Origin of the sequence: Umezawaea sp. NPDC059074, from assembly GCF_042738955.1 — a bacterium.
Lineage (GTDB): Bacteria > Actinomycetota > Actinomycetes > Mycobacteriales > Pseudonocardiaceae > Umezawaea.
The window spans coordinates 111,029-130,257 of sequence record NZ_JBHYHC010000002.1 but is presented as its reverse complement, the minus strand read 5'-3'; the positions used below and the strand labels follow the sequence as shown (position 1 = coordinate 130,257).

The 19,229-nt window shown below is 70.6% G+C and carries 1 protein-coding gene (cut by a window edge); it reads right to left on the bottom strand.

Features of this window, described 5'->3' with window-relative positions:
• Positions 1-19,229, bottom strand: the start of a protein-coding gene (locus ACFWW9_RS01660; RefSeq protein ID WP_390370441.1) for a hypothetical protein. The gene continues 22,369 nt to the left of window position 1, outside the view; 19,229 of the gene's 41,598 nt are visible here — the first part of the coding sequence; the start codon lies at positions 19,227-19,229; its stop codon lies off the left edge, out of view.

Below are 19,229 nucleotides of genomic sequence, written 5' to 3'. Positions count from 1 at the left end.
GTGGCGCGCTGGTCGCCGAGGATCGCGGCGTAGTGGGCGAACCCGTCCCGCAGACCTCGCAGCTCGTCGAGCCTCCACGACCGGGTGCGGACGGCCGCCTGGTCGGCGGGCGACGCGGTCGGCTCGGCGTCGAGCTGCGCCCGGACGCCCGCCGGGGAGTCGAAGACGATCCCGTGGTCCTGCTCGACCTGCTCCATGATCTCGACGGCCTCGGCGATCACGGCGTCCGCGTCCGCACCCGGCGGAACGGTCACCTGCTCGGCCGAGAAGCGCCCCGGCAGCGGCACGCCCCAGGACGCCGTGCCCCGGCTCGTCATCGCCCAGTTCGCGAACTGCCGCGCGCCGTCCAGCCGCAGTCCCGGAGACAGGTCCCGGTCCTGGGCGATCTGCACCGCGGCCATGGCCACGATCCCCTGCAACCGCACGGCTTCCCGCACGCCCTCCGGTCCGCGGGTGGCGACCTCGCCGTCGGCGCGGACGATGCCCGTGGCCACGTGCGCGGCGCTGAGCAGCCGCTCGGCGTCGGGCCGCGCGGCGAGCTGCTCGCGCGCCGCCTCGATCCGCGCGTCCCACGCCGCGTTCCAGTCCTGCTCACCGCTGAAGCGCGCCGGGTCGAGGTCCGCGTGCACCGCGGCGAAGTCGCGCACGGGCGCCACCGGTGCGGGCGCCACCGGCACGTCGTCGTCCACCGGCGCCTCGAGCACCGGGTCGCCCTCGTCCTCCGCCACGACCACCGGCGGCGCGGTGGTGCCGACCTCGTCGACCACGTCGTCGGTGCGAACGCTCCAGTCGCTCTGCTCGGAATCCGAGTCGTAGTCGAGCGCGGGCGGCCGGTTCGGGTCGTCGTCGACCTCGCTGTCCGACCCGAAGCCCGGCGGGATGAACGGCGGCACGTCGTCGTCCGAGTCGGCAAAACCGCGCGACGGCGGGAAGAACGGCGGCAGGTCGTCATCGGACTCGCCGAAGTACCCGACCGGCGAGTCCGACCGGAACTCCGTGGGAGGCAGGAAACCGGGCGCGTCGTCGAAGACGTCGTCGACGAACAGGTCACCCGCGTCGAAGACACCGTCGCCGAGCGGCAACTCGGAGTCCCGGTCCCCGTCCACCCCACTGCGCGGGCCGGGCACGAACGGGACGCTCTCCGCGGGCCCCTGCGGAGCGTTGTCGTCGTCCGAGTCGTCGTCGGACTCGCTGCCGGAGTCGTCGGGCCGGTGGTCGCGGGGGTCGAGGTCGGGCTCGCTCGGGGCGTCGTGGTCGACCCGGCTCGCGGCCTCGTCCGCGACGGCCCGGTCGAACAGCGCCAGCAGGTCCTCGTACTTCTTCTCGTACGGGGTCTTGCCCGAGGTCTCGGAGGTCGAGTCGTAGAGGAATCGGCGGCCCTCGTCGACGAGGACCAGGTTGTTCTCCGGGTCCCGCGCGAGGCCCTTGAGCGGGTTCTTGCCGAACTCCTCGACCTGTTCGGTGCTGTCGTTCACGAACACCGCCTTCTCCGTGTAGGAGGAGAAGTCGGCCTGGTAGTACTGGTGGAACTCGACGAAGAACTCGCGCACGTCGACCGCGGTCACCGGGCCGCCGTCGGGCCTGCGCGCCGTCTCCGCGACGCCCCGGATGAAGTCGTAGGTCCGGTCCGCGTCCATGCCGCCGAGGCCGCGCAGGTAGAACCCGAACGGGTCGGAGTCCACCATCGCGCGCACGAGCCGGAACTCGCGCTCGTCGCTCCACAGGCCCTCGTGCCGGTTGAGCTGGCGGACGGCGCCGACGTGCTCGGGCTCCCGGTCGTGCCTGCCCTGCCCGTCGCCGTACTGGTTCTTCGAGTTCACCTTCTCGATGTCGTGGAACAGGATCGCCTTCGCCACGGCTTCCCTGGACACGAACCGGTCGGTGTCGGCGTCGGCCTTCGTCAGCGCCAGGTACTGGTTGAGCACCATCTGCCCGTGCTCGCTGAAGGTGTTCGGGTTCGCCCGGTCCCCGGCGCGGTACGGGCTGCCGGGGTTGTTGTTGTCCGGCACGACGACCTCGGCGAACTTCCGCTTCAGACCGCCGTCCTCGTCCACCCCGTCGACCAGCGTGGTGAGCAGGTCCTTCGCCGACGTCGGCCGGAGGTCCGCGTACTGCCGCCGGACCTCCGCGCTGAGGTCGTCGCCGACCTGCCGGTGCCGCTCGAACACGGCGGAGTCGTTGTGCTGCGTGTACCCCTTGGTGTGCTCGACCCGCCAGCGGCCGTACTCGTTGAGGTAGGGGCCGTCGGTCGCGGTCCGGGTGTCGAAGTCGATCTTGGTGCGCCGGGCGTCGGTCGCGATGAGGGCGCCGATCTCGGCCTGCGTCGCGACCGCGGGGAGCTTCGTCATGAACGCGGCCACCTCGGACCGCTCCACGCGCGTGAACACGGCCTGGTCCAGCGCGGTGGCCACGGCGGCCTCGACGCCCTGCCCGATCTCCGCGGCGAGCCGTTCCCGGAACGGCTTGTCCACGACGTCGAGGTCCTTGGCGTCCTTGAGCTGCTTGTCGATCTTGCCCTTGAGGTCGGGCAGCACCTTCTGGCCGATCTCGGTCTTCAGCGCGTCCGGCTCGAGGCCCCACAGCTCCGAGGTCGTGAGGGTCTCCAACGACTTGGCCGCACCGGCGCGGGCCTTCGTCCCGAGCGCGGCCACGACGGCCTGCTTGTCGATCTCCAGGCCGAGACCGGTCAGCCGCGAGGTGAAGCCCTGGTCCTTGGCGACCTCCGTGACCACCTCGGTGAAGAACAGCCCGACCCGCGTGCCGCTGAACCACGCGCTGGTCTTGGCCGCGCCGGGCCTCCCCTTCACCTCCCACCCCTGGAGCTCCGCGTCCTCGTCGGCGAACTCCCGGAACTTCCGGTCGACGACGGCCTTGACGTGCTCGCGGAGCAGGTCCTCCACGCCGGGGACCGTGGTGCTGCCCGCGGGCTTCGCGATGAGGGCGAACCTCGGGTCCGCGGCCGCCACCGAGGCGACGGTGGTCACGATCGGGTCGACCACGGCCTCGACGAACGTCCCGCGCGGACCGCCGTTGTCGATGAGGTCCCGCAGGCGCGCGTCGTCGACGCGGGGCGGTGCGCCCATGAAGTCCCGGGGGACGCCCGCGTTGTTGATGGAGTTCTCGATGTCCTTCTTGACCCGGTCGAACGAGGCGTTGAGCGCGTCCTTGACCAGCTTGAGCGGCTGCCCCTTGCCCAGCGGGACGGTCGCCGCGTCCTGGACCTGGTCGGCGATGATCGACTCGACGCCCGCCTCCACGACGGACGTGACCTGGGCCAGGTTCCTCGACGGCGGGCCGTAGGTGTTGACGAACCGGTTGAACTCCGCGGTGCGCTCGTCCGGGGTCGCGGCGGGCTTGGCGCCGCCCTTGGGCTTCGCGTTGGGCAGCGGCGGGATGGAGTCCGTCGCGGGCTCGACGAGCGCGTCACCCGCCCGGTTCGCCGGGTCGGGGTCGGACTTCGTCCAGGTGACGTGGAAGCGCGTGAGCGACTCGGCCAGGTCGCGGAGGCCCTCGGCCTCGTTGCGGAACCCGACGAACCGCCACTGGGGGTTCGCCTGCACCGTGTTGGTCACCGGCTTGAGCCAGTCGAACCACGGGTCGTTGCGGTGGCCGAGCGCCGTCGAGTCGAAGTCGGGGTCGAGCCCGAGCCTGGTGTAGAGGTCCGCGACGTGCTCGGGGCGACCGGCCACGTCCGGCAGGCCGTACCCGGCGCTGCGGTCCGGCGCGTAGGTCACCAGCGAACCGGGGACGACGTCGGTCTGCAGGGAGTCCCAGTCGACGCCGCGGATGCCGAACTGGTTGACGTCGGCGGACTGGTCGACGTTCGTCGTCCTGTCGCCCGCCGCCGTCGCCGCCGGGTCGCCCTCGATGGTCGACTTGGCGGTCACGTCGAGGAAGGTCGCCAACGGGACCAGGTAGGACCGCAGCACCGGCTTGAGGTGCGGCGACGCCGCCCACTCGTGCTGGTACTTGGCCACCCACTGGATCGCCCGGAGCGGACGTCCCGCCCCGGCCCAGAACTCCTGCGCGGTGCCCTTGGTGAAGGTCACGCTTCCGTCCGCGGCCTGGTGCACGTCCTTGCGGCCCGAGTCGATCGCGGCCGGGTTCGCCACGGCCGTGTACATGCGGACGAAGTGCTCGCCCGCGACCGTCTCGACCTCGAACTCGCCGCGGTGCAGCAGGTGCTTCCCGTCGCCCCACGAGTCCGTGGTGGATCCGGGGTAGGCGATGTTCATCCGTCCGATGTGGACGTTCTCGCGGGTGGCGAGGAACTGCGGGTCGCCGTTCACGTCGCCGCGCGCGAGGTGCACGGGGCTGCCCGCGAGCGGCCCGGTGGACGTCCAGCGGCCGTCCTGGTCCACCACGTGGATCCGGACGTTCGCCGCGTCGGCGATGGCGGCGAGGTCGACGGTGCCGCGGTCGGTCGTGGTGAAAGCGGCGAGGGCGGCGGTGATCCGCGCGTGCTCCCTCGGCCGGTCGGTCGGCAGGCTCCGCGCGACGGCGTCGAGCGCGTTGTCGACGGGGGTGTCGTTGGCGGCCACGACCACCTCGACGCCCTGGACGTCGAGCTGCGCGCGCTGCGCGGGCTCGAAGGCCTCCTGCGGCACCGAGCTGCCCGGTGTCGTGTCCGGCACCTGCCTGCCGTTGACCCGGTCCCCGCCCGGCCGACGGCTGTCGTCGTCCTCGTCGTCGGAAGACTCGTCGTCGGACGAGTCGTCGTCCGAGGAGTCGTCGTCCGACGGCGGGCCGTCGTCCTGGTGGCCCCGCCCGTTCTGCTCGGAGTGCTCGTCGTCGGAGTCGGAGTCGTGCTCCTGCTCTTGCTCCTGCTCCACGTCGAAGTCGGTGTCCTGCGCGGCCGCCAGGTGGGCCACGGCGTCGTCCAGCGACGCCGCTCCCGAGAGCACCTCGTGCGTGCCGGGCCCGGTGACCGTCGAGAAGTCGTTCTCCTGGAGCATCCGCTGCAGGACGAGGTGGACGTCGAGTTCGGTCGCCACGCCCGCGTAGGGGCGCAGCACCTCCAGGGTCACGACGGCCTTGGCGATCGCCCGCAGCCGGTCCTGGTCCGTGGTCGCCGTCGTGACGGCGTCGCGGTAGTCGTCGAAGACGGTGTCCACCAGCGAGGGCACGTCCTCGGGGCGGTACCTGGCCGTGAGGTGGCTCGCGCCCTCGACGTCGACCGCGACGACCAAGCCGGGCGAGTCCTGGTCGGGGGCCAGCAGCGGGACGCCGCCGATCGTGATGGCGGCGACGTCGGTGCCGGACGGGTCCACGTCGGACGTCCACGGCGACGCGCCGAGGAACGACTGCTCCCACGCGGTCGCCGTGCCGATGTCGTCGACGTCGCGGACCAGCTCGGAGTACATCGCCCGGTAGCCGTCGAAGGTCAGCGGCGCCAGGGTCTCCTGGTTGGCCAGGAAGGCGAAGGCGGCGAACTCGTAGTTGGCGTCCAGGGCGCCGTCGAACCGGTCTCCCGGACGTCGGCCGAAGTCCTCCACGAGCGCGCGGTGGCCGCTGGGCTCGGCGTGCCGGGTCAGCGGCGCCAGTTCCGCCGTGATCCGGGTGGCGAACTCCTCGGCCGCGGTCCGCGGGTCCTCGTCCGCCGTCGCCGCGCGGTCCAGTTCGCGGGCGACCATGTCCAGCGTGCCGGGCAGCCGCGCGAGGTCGAACGCCGTGTCCGGTCCCGCGTCCCGCAGCGGCTGGAACCGCGGCTGCGCCAGGACCTCGAACGCCTGGACCCGCAGGTCCTCCGCGTTGTCGAGCCGGTCGACGTCGCGGGTCGCCCGGTCGAACTCGCCGAGCCACCGGTCCCGCATCGCGGGCCGGGCGGTGTGCTCGGGCGTCGTGTCCCGCTTGCCCGCCAGCGCTTCGGTGAGCACCTGGTACGCGGTGACGACGTCCTGCTCCGGCGCGAGGTCGCGGCGCGGCCGGTCGCCCTCGAAGGTCGCCGGGTCCTGCTTGAGGATCGGGTACGACAGGTACTCGGCGAGCGGGTCGAACGTCTCGTTCGCCAGCGCGTCGCCGAGCAGCGGGCCGTTGAAGCCCAGCGGGCCGTCCTCCGCGAGCGAGAGGGTCGTGAACCGCCGCCCCCACTCGGCCCGCTCGTCGGGCGAGGTGTCGGGTCGCACCACCGAGTCGGTGGTCTCCTCCAGCGACTCGGTGGCGTCCTCGCCGCCGCCGTGCACGGCCAGCGCCTGGACGACCGTGCCGGGGCCGCGGCGGGCGTCCAGGTGGTTCTGGAGGTGGTGCTGCGCCGAGACCAGGGACAGCCCGGTCACCGTGTAGTCGATCAGCACGACGTTCCGGTCGGCGGGGAGACCGCCGAGGAACTCGTCGAAGTGCGCGTCGAGCATCTCCCGCTGGACGTCGGTGAGCGGCTTGAAGTCCTCGGCGAACGCGTCGCCGAGGAAGTGGTCCGGGTCGGTGGGCCGCGGCCGGAACTGGGACAGCGGGACGGACACCGCGTCGTGGCCCCGCGACTGGAGCACGGCCATGACCGGCGCCGGGCTGCGGCCGAGGCCGACGTAGGCGAAGTCGGTGTCCGGGTAGGTGGCGGTGATCCAGTCGACGAGGTCGTTGACCGCGTCGACCACGGCCTGCTGCTCGGCGGCGAACCGGTCGCGGGACGTGTCGAGCACCAACCGGTGGAAGTCGGCGGCCTGCTCGGGGCCGAACACCGTCGGGGTGTCGGTGGTCGGTCCGGTGATCGCGTCGCCGTAGAGGATCCGCATCATCGTGTCGACGACCGGACCCGCCAGGGGGAGGGTGATCCCGCTCCCGGCCAGCCAGTCGCGCGCGGCGCGCGGCGACAGCCCGGTCGTGGTCCCCTGCTCGTCGCGGACGAGGACCAGGTCCGACGGTCCGGTCAGGTTGCTCCTGGCGACGTCGAAGCCCTGGTCCTCGTCCGAGACCCGCGCGATCTCGACGTCGGGCCGCGCGGTGCCGAGGACGGTGGCCAGCCGCGTGGACAGGGCCTGTGCCTGCTCGACGTCCGGGTTCCGGTGCAGCTGCCGCGCGACGACGGCCACGACGCCCCGGTGGCGCGCCTCCTCGTCCGGCGACGGCGACCGGTGGCCCGCGTCCACGACGGACTGGGCGCGGGCGGTCAGGTCGGCGCTGTCGGGCAGCGCGTCGACCTCGGTCTCGGCGCGGGCGAACTCGGCGTCCCACTCGGCGTGGGAGTCCTCGTCCGAGGTCTCGACCTCCGCGTAGAGGGCGTCGATGTCGAGGTCCTCGGTGATGTCCCGCGTCTGGCCCCACTGGAGCGCGGCGGCGATCTGGTCGACCGAGAACCCGCCGCTGAACAGGTTCGCCGCGTTCGGCAGGGCCACGGGCCGGAACCCGTTCCGCAGCAGCAACAACGACAACTCGGTGCTGGTGAGCAGCGACTGGTCGCCCTGGAAGGCGTGGGTGATGTGCAGCGCGCGGACCGCCTTCGCGATCGCGCGGAGCTGGTCGCGCTCGGTGGTCGCCGCGTCGAGTTCGGTCCGCAGGCGCGTGCCGATCTCGTCGACGATCGCGCGCGCGTCGGGGTGCTCGTACCCCACGGTGACGCGGTCGCCGATGTCGAGCTTGGCGATCGAGGTCGCGGGGTCGTCGAACGAGGTGACCAGCGGCCTGCCCGCGATCACCTCGGTGTGCGCGTCCGGGCTCAGCGCGGGGGCCTGCAACGGGAACGTGTTCGTCTCGGTGTCGCCGAAGGTGCGCGTGCGGCCGTTGACCGGCGGCGGGGCGGTGAGGTGCGCCGACAGGGCCTGGTGCAGCTCCAGGTGGCTGTCCCAGCCGAGCGGGCCGAGGCGGGCGGGGTCGTCGAGGTACCGCGCGAACACGTCGGCGGTGCTCCGGCTCGCACCGGGCTTCCGCTGGTCGAGGTGCGCCGCCGGGTCGTCCTTCGCGTCGCCGTGCTCCTCCGGCGGCACGACCAGGCGCCACTGGTCGGCGGTGTCCACCACGTCGGACAGCCGCGACGGCGGCCCGTCGCGGCGCGGGACGTCGACCGCGGCGTCGCGCTGCTGCCGGACGAGGTCGTCGTACCAGGTGCTCGGGCCCTTCGAGGCCTGCCCGAGGCTCGCGAGGAACGCGTCGAGGTCGAACGGGGCGGAGTCGTCGTCCTGCTCCACGTCGGGGCCGCGCGACGACCCCGCGCCCGGCGACTGGAGGTCGTCGTCGAGGGTCGTGTCGCCGTCGTTCCAGCGACCCGCACCGCGCTGCCGCTGGACCGCCCCGGAGACGAACACCTCGGCGATCTGCCTGCCCATGTCCTTGGCCTGCCGCGACAGCGTCACGTTCCGGTCGGCCAGGTCCTGCCGCACCCGGTCGACGTCGGCCGCGGTGACGTGCCCGCCGGGCCACTCGAACCGGTCGAGGTTGCTGTTGACCCACATCAGCACGTCGGTGTCGAAGTCGAGCCCGGTCCTGGTCGACGGCGCGCTCTCCTGGACCGCGTCGCCCAGCACGGTGTACGCCGTGGTGTCGGGACCCCGCTGCCCGTCGCGCTTCGGGCGGTCCTGCTCGAACGTCGCCGGGTCCTGGTCGAGGATCTTGTACGACCCGTACTGCGCCAGGTCGTCGAACACCTCTTGGCGCAGGGAGTTGCCGAGCAGCGGGCCCTTGTCGCCGAGCGGGCCGGTGTCCCCCAACGAGAACGCGGTGAACTTCGACGCCCAGTCCTGCCGGTCGGCCGCGCGCCCGGTGTCCCAGATCCGTTCCCACAGGCCCTGGAACGCGGTCTCGGGATCGGTGGCCGCGTGCACGGTCTTGCCCAGGTTCCCGCTGTCGATGTCCTGGTGCATGGCGACGGCGTGCACGACCACGTCCGGCTTGCCGTGCGACGCGAGGTACTGCTGGAGGTAGTACTGGGCCGAGACCAGCGACAGGCCCTTCTGGGTGTAGTCGATCAGCACGACGTCGCGGTCGGCGGGCAGATCACCCAGGAACTCGTCGAAGTGCGCGTCCACCATCGCCCGCTGCTCCGGTGTGAGCGACGGGACGTCGGAGTCCTGCACCTTGTAGGACCCGATGAGGATCGAGTTCGGGTCGTCCGGGGCGGGCCGGAAGTTCGACAACGGGATCGACACGGCGTCGTAGCCCTTGCCCTGCAACGCCGCCACGACCGCGGCGGGGCTGCGGCCGAGCCCGACGTAGGAGAAGTCCCGCGACGGGTAGGTCTCGGTCACCCAGTTCGCCATCCGGTCGACCGCGTCCACCACGCCCTGCTGCTCGCGCGCGTGCTTGTCGGCGGCCGTGTCCAGGAGCAACTGCCGGAAGTCGGCCGCGTCGTCGACGCCGAACACCCGGACGTCCCGATCCCCGCCACCGAGGTTCGCGTCGTACAGGATCGGGATCAACGAGTCGACCAGGCCGCCGCCGACCCTCGGCACCTCGATCCCGCTGTCCGCCAACCACTTCCGCGCCACGACCGGCGTCAGGCCGACCGTGGTGTCCTCGTCCACGCGGATCCGCACGAACTCCGACGGCTGGTTCGGCAGGTCGGTCAGCACGCCCTTGTCGTTCGGCTGCCACCGCCGATCGCGCTCGGCCGGGTTCGACGGGTCCGGCTGGAAGGAGGCCAGCCGCTCCGCGACCGACGGGGTGCCGCCGGTCCCACCGAACCGCGAGGGGCCACCGTCCCGCGACCCGCCACCCGACCGGGTGTCCGTCCGGTCGGAGTCCGCCTGGTCCGCGTCCGACTGGTCCGAGTCGCGGTCCTGGTCCGCGGTCGTGTTCGGGCGGCCGGAGTTGCCGGGATCCTGGTCGTCGTCCGAATCCGAGTCCGAATCGGAGTCGGAGTCGGAGTCGGAGTCGGAGTCGGAGTCGGAGTCCGACTCGTCCTCGGTGTCGGTGTCGGTGTCGGTGTCCTGGACGTCCTCGGCGGGCGGAGTGGCCTCCAGGACCGCCTCGGACAGCACGTCGTACGCGGTGATGTCGCCGCCGTTGTCGACATCGCGCCGCGGCCGGTCCTGGTCGAACGTCGTCGGGTCCTGGTCCAGGATCTTGTACGAGCCGTACTGCGCCAGGTCGTCGAAGACCTCCTGGCGGAACGAGTTGCCCAGCACCGGACCCTGCTCGCCCAACGGCCCCGCGGTCCCCAGGGACACCGCGGTGAACTTCGTGCCCCAGTCCTGTCGACTGGCAGCCCGACCGGTGTCCCAGACGGACTCCCACAGCCGCTGGAACGTCGACCCCGGATCGGTCGCCGCGTGCACCGTCTTGCCGAGTTTGCCGGTGTCGATGTCCTGGTGCATCGCCACCGCGTGCACCGCCATGTCCGGCCCGTGCCGCTCGGCGAGGTACTGCTGGAGGTAGTACTGCGCCGACACCAGGGACAAGCCCTTTTGCGTGTAGTCGATCAGCACGACGTCACGGCCGGGCGGGAGGTCGCCCAGGAACTCGTCGAAGTGCGCGAACACCATCGCCCGCTGCTCCGGCGAAAGCGACGGAACATCGGAGTCCTGGATCTTGTACGACCCGATCAGGATCGAATTCGGGTCGTCCGGAGCAGGCCGGAAGTTCGACAACGGCACCGAAACCGCGTCGTGGCCCTTGCCCTGCAACGCCGCCACCACGGCAGCCGGGCTACGACCGAGACCGACGTACGAGAAGTCCTCCGAGGGATAGGTCTCGACGACCCAGTCCGCCATCCGGTCGACCGCGTCCACCACGTCCTGCTGGCTCTGCACGAGCTTGTCCGCCGTGGCGTCCCGCAGCATCTGGTGGAACTGGTTCGCGTCGTCGATGTCGAGCACGCGAACCTCACGGCTCGCCGGATTCCCGTCGTACAGCACGGAGATCAGCGACTCGAACACGCCGCTGTTCACCCGCGGCACGGTGATCCCGCTGTCCGCCATCCACTTCCGCGCCACGACCGGCGTCAGGCCGACCGTGGTGTCCTCGTCCACGCGGATCCGCACGAACTCCGACGGCTGGTTCGGCAGGTCGGTCAGCACGCCCTTGTCGTTCGGCTGCCACCGCCGATCGCGCTCGGTGAAGTCCGCCGGGTCCGGCTGGTAGGACGCCAACCGCTCCTCGACCGTCCGGGTGTCGACCACCTCGGCCGTGCTCTCCGCGTCGAAGAACTCGTCTGTGTCGCTGTCCTCGTCGGTGTCGACGTCGACCGGCGGCGCTTCGGTGGTGACGTCGTCGTCCAGGCTCGGGCCGCTGTTCGACGGACCCGCGCCCGCCGTCTGGAGGTCGTCCTCCCAGGTCCCGTCGTCGACCCGCGCACCACCTCGACCACGCGCGATGTCGCCCGAGACGACGACCTCGGCGATCATCCGGCCCATGTCCTTCGCGTGCCGCGACAGCGTCACGTTCCGGTCGGCCAGGTCCTTCCGGATGTCCGCCAGTTCCTCGGCGGTGATGTGCCCGCCGTCCCACTTCACCCGGTCGATGTTGTGGTTGACCCACTGGAGCAGGTCGGTGTCGAAGTCGAGCACCGCCCGAACCGGCGTGGAGGTCTCCTGCACCGCTTCGGACAGGACCTCGTAACCGGTGATGTCGTCGCCGTTGTCGACGTCCCGACGCGGCCGGTCCTGCTCGAACGTCGTCGGGTCCTGGTCCAGGATCTTGTACGAGCCGTACTGCGCCAGGTCGTCGAAGACCTCCTGGCGGAACGAGTTGCCGAGCACCGGGCCCTTGTCGCCCAACGGCCCCGTGTTCCCCAGGGACACCGAGGTGAACTTCGACGCCCAGTCCTGCCGGTCGGTCGCCCGGCCGGTGTCCCACACCGACTCCCACAGGCCCTGGAAAACGGTCTCGGGGTCGGTGGCCGCGTGGACGGTCCTGCCCAGGTTCCCGCTGTCGATGTCCTGGTGCATCGCTACCGCGTGCACCGCCATGTCGGGTCCATGGCGCTCGGCGAGGTACTGCTGCAGGTAGTACTGCGCCGAGACGAGCGACAGACCCTTCTGCGTGTAGTCGATCAGCACCACGTCGCGGCCGGGAGGCAGATCGCCCAGGAACTCGTCGAAGTGCGCGAACACCATCGCCCGCTGCTCCGGCGAAAGCGACGGGACGTCGGAGTCCTGGATCTTGTACGACCCGATCAGGATCGAGTTCGGGTCGTCCGGCGCGGGACGGAAGTTCGACAGCGGGATCGACACGGCGTCGTGGCCCTTGCCCTGCAACGCCGCCACGACCGCGGCGGGGCTGCGTCCGAGCCCGACGTAGGAGAAGTCCTCCGAGGGATAGGTCTCGGTGACCCAGTCGGCCATCGTGTCGACGGCGTCCACGACGTCCTGCTGGCCGCGCACGTACTTGTCGGCGGTGGCGTCCCGCAGCATCTGGTGGAACTGGTTCGCGTCGTCGATGTCCAGCACCCGGACATCGCGGCTCGCCGGATTCCCGTCGTACAGCACGGGGATCAGCGACTCGAACACGCCGCTGTTCATCCGGGGGACGGTGATGCCGTTGTCGGCCAACCACTTCCGCGCCACGACCGGCGTCAACCCGACCGTGGTGTTCTCGTCGACCCGGATCCGCACGAACTCCGACGGCTGGTTCGGCAGATCCGTCAGCACACCATCGGCGTTCGGCTGCCACCGCCGATCGCGTTCCGCGGGGTTCGACGGGTCCGGCTGGTAGGACGCCAACCGCTCCTCGACCGTCTGGTCGGGCACGTCCTGGAACACGTCGGAGTCGTCGTCGGAGTCTGACTCCGAATCGGACCCGTTCTCCGCGTCCTGGAACTGGGTGTCGCTGTCGGTGTCCGCGTTCGACGGACCGGCACCAGGAGTCTGGAGATCGTTCTCCCAACTCCCGTCATCGGGCCGCGCACCGCCCCGACCACGCGCGATGTCGCCCGAGACGACGACTTCGGCGATCATCCGACCCATGTCCTTCGCGTGCCGCGACAGCGTCACGTTCCGGTCGGCCAAGTCCTTCCGGATGTCCGCCAGTTCCTCGGCGGTGATGTGCCCGCCGTCCCACTTCACCCGGTCGATGTTGTGGTTGACCCACTGGAGCAGGTCGGTGTCGAAGTCGAGTGCGTGCGTGGTCGTGGTCGAGGGATTGCTCTCCTGGACCGCGTCGCCCAGCACGGTGTACGCCGTGGTGTCCGGACCCTGGGTGACGTCCCGCCGGGGACGGTCCTGGTCGAACGTCGTCGAGTCCTGGTCCAGGATCTTGTACGACCCGTACTGCGCCAGATCGTCGAAGACCTCCTGGCGGAACGAGTTGCCCAGCACCGGACCCTTGTCGCCGAGCGGGCCGGTGTCCCCCAGCGAGAACGCGGTGAACTTCGAGTTCCAGTCCTGCCGGTCGGTCGCGCGCCCGGTGTCCCAGATCCGCTCCCACAGGCCTTGGAGGGCGGTTTGGGGGTCGGTGGCCGCGTGCACGGTCTTGCCCAGGTTGCCGCTGTCGATGTCCTGGTGCATGGCGACGGCGTGCACCGTCATGTCCGGACCGTGCCGCTCGGCCAAGTACTGCTGCAGGTAGTACTGCGCCGAGACCAGGGACAAGCCCTTTTGCGTGTAGTCGATCAACACGACGTCACGACCGGGCGGCAGATCGCCCAGGAACTCGTCGAAGTGCGCGAACACCATCGCCCGCTGCTCCGGCGAAAGCGACGGGACGTCCGACTCCTGCACCTTGTACGACCCGATCAAGATCGAGTTCGGGTCGTCCGGGGCAGGCCGGAAGTTCGACAGCGGGATCGACACGGCGTCGTGGCCCTTGCCCTGCAACGCCGCCACCACGGCGGCCGGGCTCCGACCCAGGCCCACGTAGGAGAAGTCCTGCGACGGGTACGTCTCGGCGACCCAGTTCGCCATCTGGTCGACCGCGTCCACCACGTCCTGCTGGCCCCGCACGTGGGTGTCGGCGGCCGTGTCCAAGAGCATCTGGCGGAAGTCGGCCGCGTCGTCGATGCCGAACACCCGGACGTCGCGGTTCCCACCACCGAGGTTCGCGTCGTAGAGGGTCGGGATCAGCGACTCGACCAGGCCCCCGCCGCCGCGCGTGGGCAGCACGATCCCGTTGTCCGCCATCCACTTGCGGGCCATCACGGGCGTCAGGCCGACCGTGGTGTCCTCGTCCACCCGGATCCGCACGAACTCCGACGGCTGGTTCGGCAGGTCCGTCAGCACGCCCTTGTCGTTCGGCTGCCACCGCCGGTCCTGCTCGGCGAAGTTCGTCGGGTCGGGCCGGTAGGACGCCACCCGCTGCGCGACGGACGGGGTGCCGTTCGGGGTGACGTCCGTGTCGGTGTCCGGACCGCGGGTCGGGCTGTCGGGACGGGTGTCCGTCGACCCCTGGTCGCGGTCCTGGTCCGCGGTTGTGTCCTGGTCGACGGCCTGGTCCGTGTCCTGGTCGTCGTCGGAGTCCGACTCGGAATCGGAATCCGAGTCGGAGTCGGAGTCGGAGTCGTTGGTGGAGTCGTCGTCCGACTCGGAGTCCGAGTCGCGGCCGGGATCGGGATCCGGTGCGCCCTCGGCGGTCTGCGAGGTCTCCTGGACCGCCTCGGACAGCACGTCGTAGCCCGTGATGTCACCGCCGTTGTCGACGTCCCGACGCGGCCGGTCCTGCTCGAACGTCGTCGGGTCCTGGTCCAGGATCTTGTACGACCCGTACTGCGCCAGGTCGTCGAAGACCTCTTGGCGGAACGAGTTCCCGAGCACCGGACCCTTGTCGCCCAACGGACCGGTGTCACCCAGGGAGACCGCGGTGAACTTCGAGTTCCAGTCCTGGCGGTCCGCCGCACGGCCGGTGTCCCACACCGACTCCCACAGCCGCTGGAACGTCGACCCCGGATCCGTCGCCGCGTGCACCGTCTTGCCCAGGTTGCCGCTGTCGATGTCCTGGTGCATGGCGACGGCGTGCACCGTCATGTCCGGACCGTGCCGCTCGGCGAGGTACTGCTGCAGGTAGTACTGCGCCGACACCAGGGACAAGCCCTTTTGCGTGTAGTCGATCAACACGACGTCGCGACCGGGCGGCAGATCACCCAGGAACTCGTCGAAGTGCGCGAACACCATCGCCCGCTGGTCGTCGTTCAACGACGGGACATCGGAGTCCTGCACCTTGTACGACCCGATCAGGATCGAGTTCGGGTCATCCGGCGCGGGCCGGAAGTTCGACAGCGGAATCGACACGGCGTCGTGGCCCTTGCCCTGCAACGCCGCCACCACGGCGGCCGGGCTCCGACCCAGGCCCACGTAGGAGAAGTCCTGCGACGGGTACGTCTCGGTCACCCAGTTCGCCATCTGGTCGACCGCGTCCACCACGTCCTGCTGACCCTGCAGGTGCTTGTCCGCCGTGGCGTCCCGCAGCATCTGGTGGAACCGGTTCGCGTCGTCGATGTCGAGCACGTGCACGTCGCGGCTCGCCGGGTTGCCGTCGTACAGCACGGGGATCAGCGACTCGAACACGCCGTTGTTCACCGGAGGCACGGTGATCCCGCTGTCGGCCAACCACTTCCGCGCCACCACCGGCGTCAACCCGACCGTGGTGTCCTCGTCCACCCGGATCCGCACGAACTCCGACGGCTGGTTCGGCAGATCCGTCAGCACACCCTCGGCGTTCGGCTGCCACCGCCGATCGCGCTCGGCGAAGTTCGCCGGGTCCGGCTGGTAGGACGCCAACCGCTCCTGGACGGTGCGCTCCGGCGCGTCGACGAACACGTCGGAGTCGTCGTCGGAATCCTCGTCCTGGGACTCGTCGGAGTCCTCGGCGAGCGCCCGCGCGACCTCGTCCGGGTTGTCGAAGTACGGGTTCTCGTCGAGGTCGTCATCGGTCGTGACGTCGTCGTCGAGGTCGACGCCCGCCGGGACCTGGACGGACGGGACCGACGGGGTGCCGGTCGTCGCGTCGTCGACGACGAAGTCGGTCTCCAGGCTACCCGCGCCCAGGGGCGGAGCCGTCCACGGGCCGTGGCCGCGGGTGACGTCGGCGACCATCGCGTGCACGGCGGTGTAGTCGGGCTGCTGCTCGGGATCCGCGTTCTGGACGGCCTTGTGGATCTCGAACGCCACCAGCACGCGGTCCTGGTTGCGCTTGCGGACCTCCTGCGCCCGCACGGGGTTCGCGCCGCGGTACGGCATCGGCGGCTGAGCGCCCGCCCGGTTGAGCAGGCCTTCCGCCTCGACCAGCAGCTTGACGCCGTTCTTGCTCTTGCCGACGACCTTGTCGGCCTTGACCACGTCGCGGATCCGCTTGCCCTGGTCGTCGAACCGCCGCCTGCCCCGGTCCATCGCCAGCTTCGCGCCGATGGTCAACGGCGGAGCGGACGTGATGTCGGCGCGCTTGCCGTCGGGCTCGAGGTGGGTCTTGGCGTCGACGAACTCGTCGGTGTCCGACTCGACGTCGGAGTTGGAGTCGAAGTCGGAAGCCGAGTCGACGTCCGTCTGGTCGCCCCGGTCCGGCTCGACGTCCGTCTCGGCGTCCTCCGACCAGAGCCCCGGCTTGGCGTCCTCGTCCACGGGCGGCGGCGTGACCGCGGCGGCCGCGTTCTCGTCGACGCCGGTCGACGGGGGCGCGACCTCCGTCGGCGCCTTGGGCGTGTCCACCGCGGTGTCCACGGCCGGGCCCGAGGTGGAGGTGGTCGTGGTCGACGGCGCGGTGGGGGGCGGCACGGACGACGACACCGACGGGCCGTTGGTGGACGTCGAGGTCGTGCTGACCGCGGGCTTCGGCGTGCTCGACGGCGGGGTGTTCGACTGCCCGCTGTTCGACTGCCCCGTGTTCGTCTGCGAGTTCGTGGTGCTCGGGCTGTTCGACGGCGTGGTCGTCGTGGTGGTCGTCGTGTTCGAGGTCGTCGTGGTGTTCGACGACACGGCGGGGTTCTGACCGGGCGTCTGCTGCGGGGTCTGACCGGTGGTGACGGTCGTCTGGGGCGCGACCGGTGGTGGCGTGACGGGCGTGTCGGTCTCCGTCGTCACGTCCGACGGGGCCCGCACCTCCGTCGGCACCGGCGGAGCCTCGGTCGAGGTGTGCGAGTCCACAGTGGATGACGTGTTCGGCGTGTTCTGCGTCGACGTGGGGCTCGACGTGACGGGGGTGTTCGTCTGCGTCGAGTTCGGGTTGGGCGCGTTCGTCGCGGTGGCCACGGGAGGCGGCGTCGTGCCCTGCGGCGGGCCCGGCACCTGCGTCGTGACGGAAGGCGGTGCCACCGGGGGCGGGACCGACGTCACCGTGGAGTCCACAGTGGACGACGGGACCTCGACGGGCGCACCGTGCTTGTCCACGAACTTGTCGATCGCGCTCGGCGAAGGCGTGGTGTTGGTCGACGTGTTGGCAGGCGTGTTCGACGTCGAAGCCGGGGTGCTGCTCGGCGTGTTCTGCGAACCAGGCGTGTTCGTAGGCGTGTTGGTCGGCGTGTTCGTCGCCGACGACGGCCCGTTCGTGGACGTGCTCGGCCCATTGGTCGAAGTGCTGGGCCCATTGGTCGACGTGGCCGGAGCGTTGGTCGAGGTGCTCGGCGCGTTCGTGGACGTGCTGGGCGAGTTCGTGGACGAACTCGGCGTGTTGGTCGACGAGCCCGGCGTGTTCGTGGACGAACCCGGCGTATTGGTCGACGAACCCGGCGTGTTCGTGGACGAGCCCGGCGTGTTGGTCGACGAACCCGGCGTGTTGCTGGACGAGCCCGGCGTGTTGGTCCCGGTCTGCCCCGGAGGGGGCGTGCTGGTCTGCGACCCGTTGACACCGCCCGGCGTAGTGCTCGGGGACCCCGGAGTGTTGCTGGGCGCACCCGGAGTGTTGCTCGGAGCGCCGGGGGTGTTGCTCGGAGCACCCGGAGTGTTGCTGGGAGCCCCAGGCGTATTGCCAGGCGCACCAGGGGTGTTGCTCGGCGCGCCAGGCGTGTTGCTGGGAGCACCTGGAGTATTGCTGGGGCCGCCGGGCGTGTTGGTCGGAGCGCCAGGCGTATTGCTAGGCCCACCAGGAGTGTTGCTCGGAGCGCCAGGCGTATTGCTAGGCCCGCCAGGGGTATTGGTCGGCGCGCCAGGGGTGTTGCTGGGTCCACCGGGCGTGTCGCTCGGTGCGCCGGGTGTGTTGCCGGGGCCGCCGGGAGTGTTGGTGTTGCCCGTGTTGCCCGTGTTGCCCGTGTTGCCGCCGCCGGTGTTGCTCGCGCCGTTGCCGCTGCCGGGGTTGCCTCCGCCGACGGTGTTGCCGTTCGGTCCACTTTGGACCGGCGAGTCGGGGGACGGGGTGCCCTTGATGTCGTTGGCGGGGTTGGGTTTCGCGTCGCCGCCGGTGTTCGTGATGTCCGACGGGATGTCGATGGAGCCCTTGCCGTCGCCGTCGATGTTGATGCTGCCGGGGCCGTTGAGCTTCTCCTGCTTGAGGCGTTCGTCGCGCTCGTGCTTCCAGTTGTGCAGTGCCGTGGTGCCCGCGCCGGAGACGGCGCCGTTGAGCATGCCCTTCCAGATGTCGCCGGGGTCGCCGCCCTCGGGGATCGTGATCGCGCCGACGAAACCCTCGGTGAGCATCTCGATGGTGCCCGACGTGATCGGCTTGCCCATCCAGCCCGGCTTGAAGTGGCCTACGCCGCCGCCGAGGAGGCCCGCGAAGGCGCCCGCCGCCGCGCCGTACTTGAACGAGTTGAGGGTGTCGTCCCAGTCCCACTTCTTGTCGCTCTCGATCTTCTGCCAGATCTGGACGATCGCGTCCTCGTAGACCTCCTCGAAGCCCTCCTCCAGGGCCTGCTGGGTCATCTCGCTGATGATCTTGCCGATGGCCTTGGTGACCGACTCCACGGTGATCGTGTTGACGGCCTTGCCGAGGAAGTTGGAGCTGGTGCGGATGACGACCTGGAGCGCCTTGGCGATCCACTCGGCGAAGCGCGAGAAGATCAGCTTCACGACGCCCTGCATCATCCCGACGAACGGCCCGATCAACGGCCACTCGAAGGGGTCCACCCACATGCGGATGATCTCGGTCGCGGCGAAGACCATCTGCACGATCATCGAGATCTTGGCGCCCTGGACGTTGAGCGAGTAGCCCCGCGCCATCTCCGCGAGGTCGCGGGCGCCCTTCCCGTAGAAAGCGGGCTGTTCCGCCAGCTTCTCGCCGTAGCGCCAGAAAGCGCGACCGACGGTGGGGTCGACGTGGTTCATCACGTCCTGCAGCGCGATGACGAGACCGTCGACCACGCCGTCCAGGTCCTCGGCGGCCGCGTCGAGGGCCTCCGAGATCTGCCAGATGTCGCCCTCGAGGCCGGGGGGCCAGTCACCGCCGGCGAGGATCCACAGGATCCAGTTGAGGTCTTCCGGGAAGAGCATGTTGCCGTGGACGGCCAT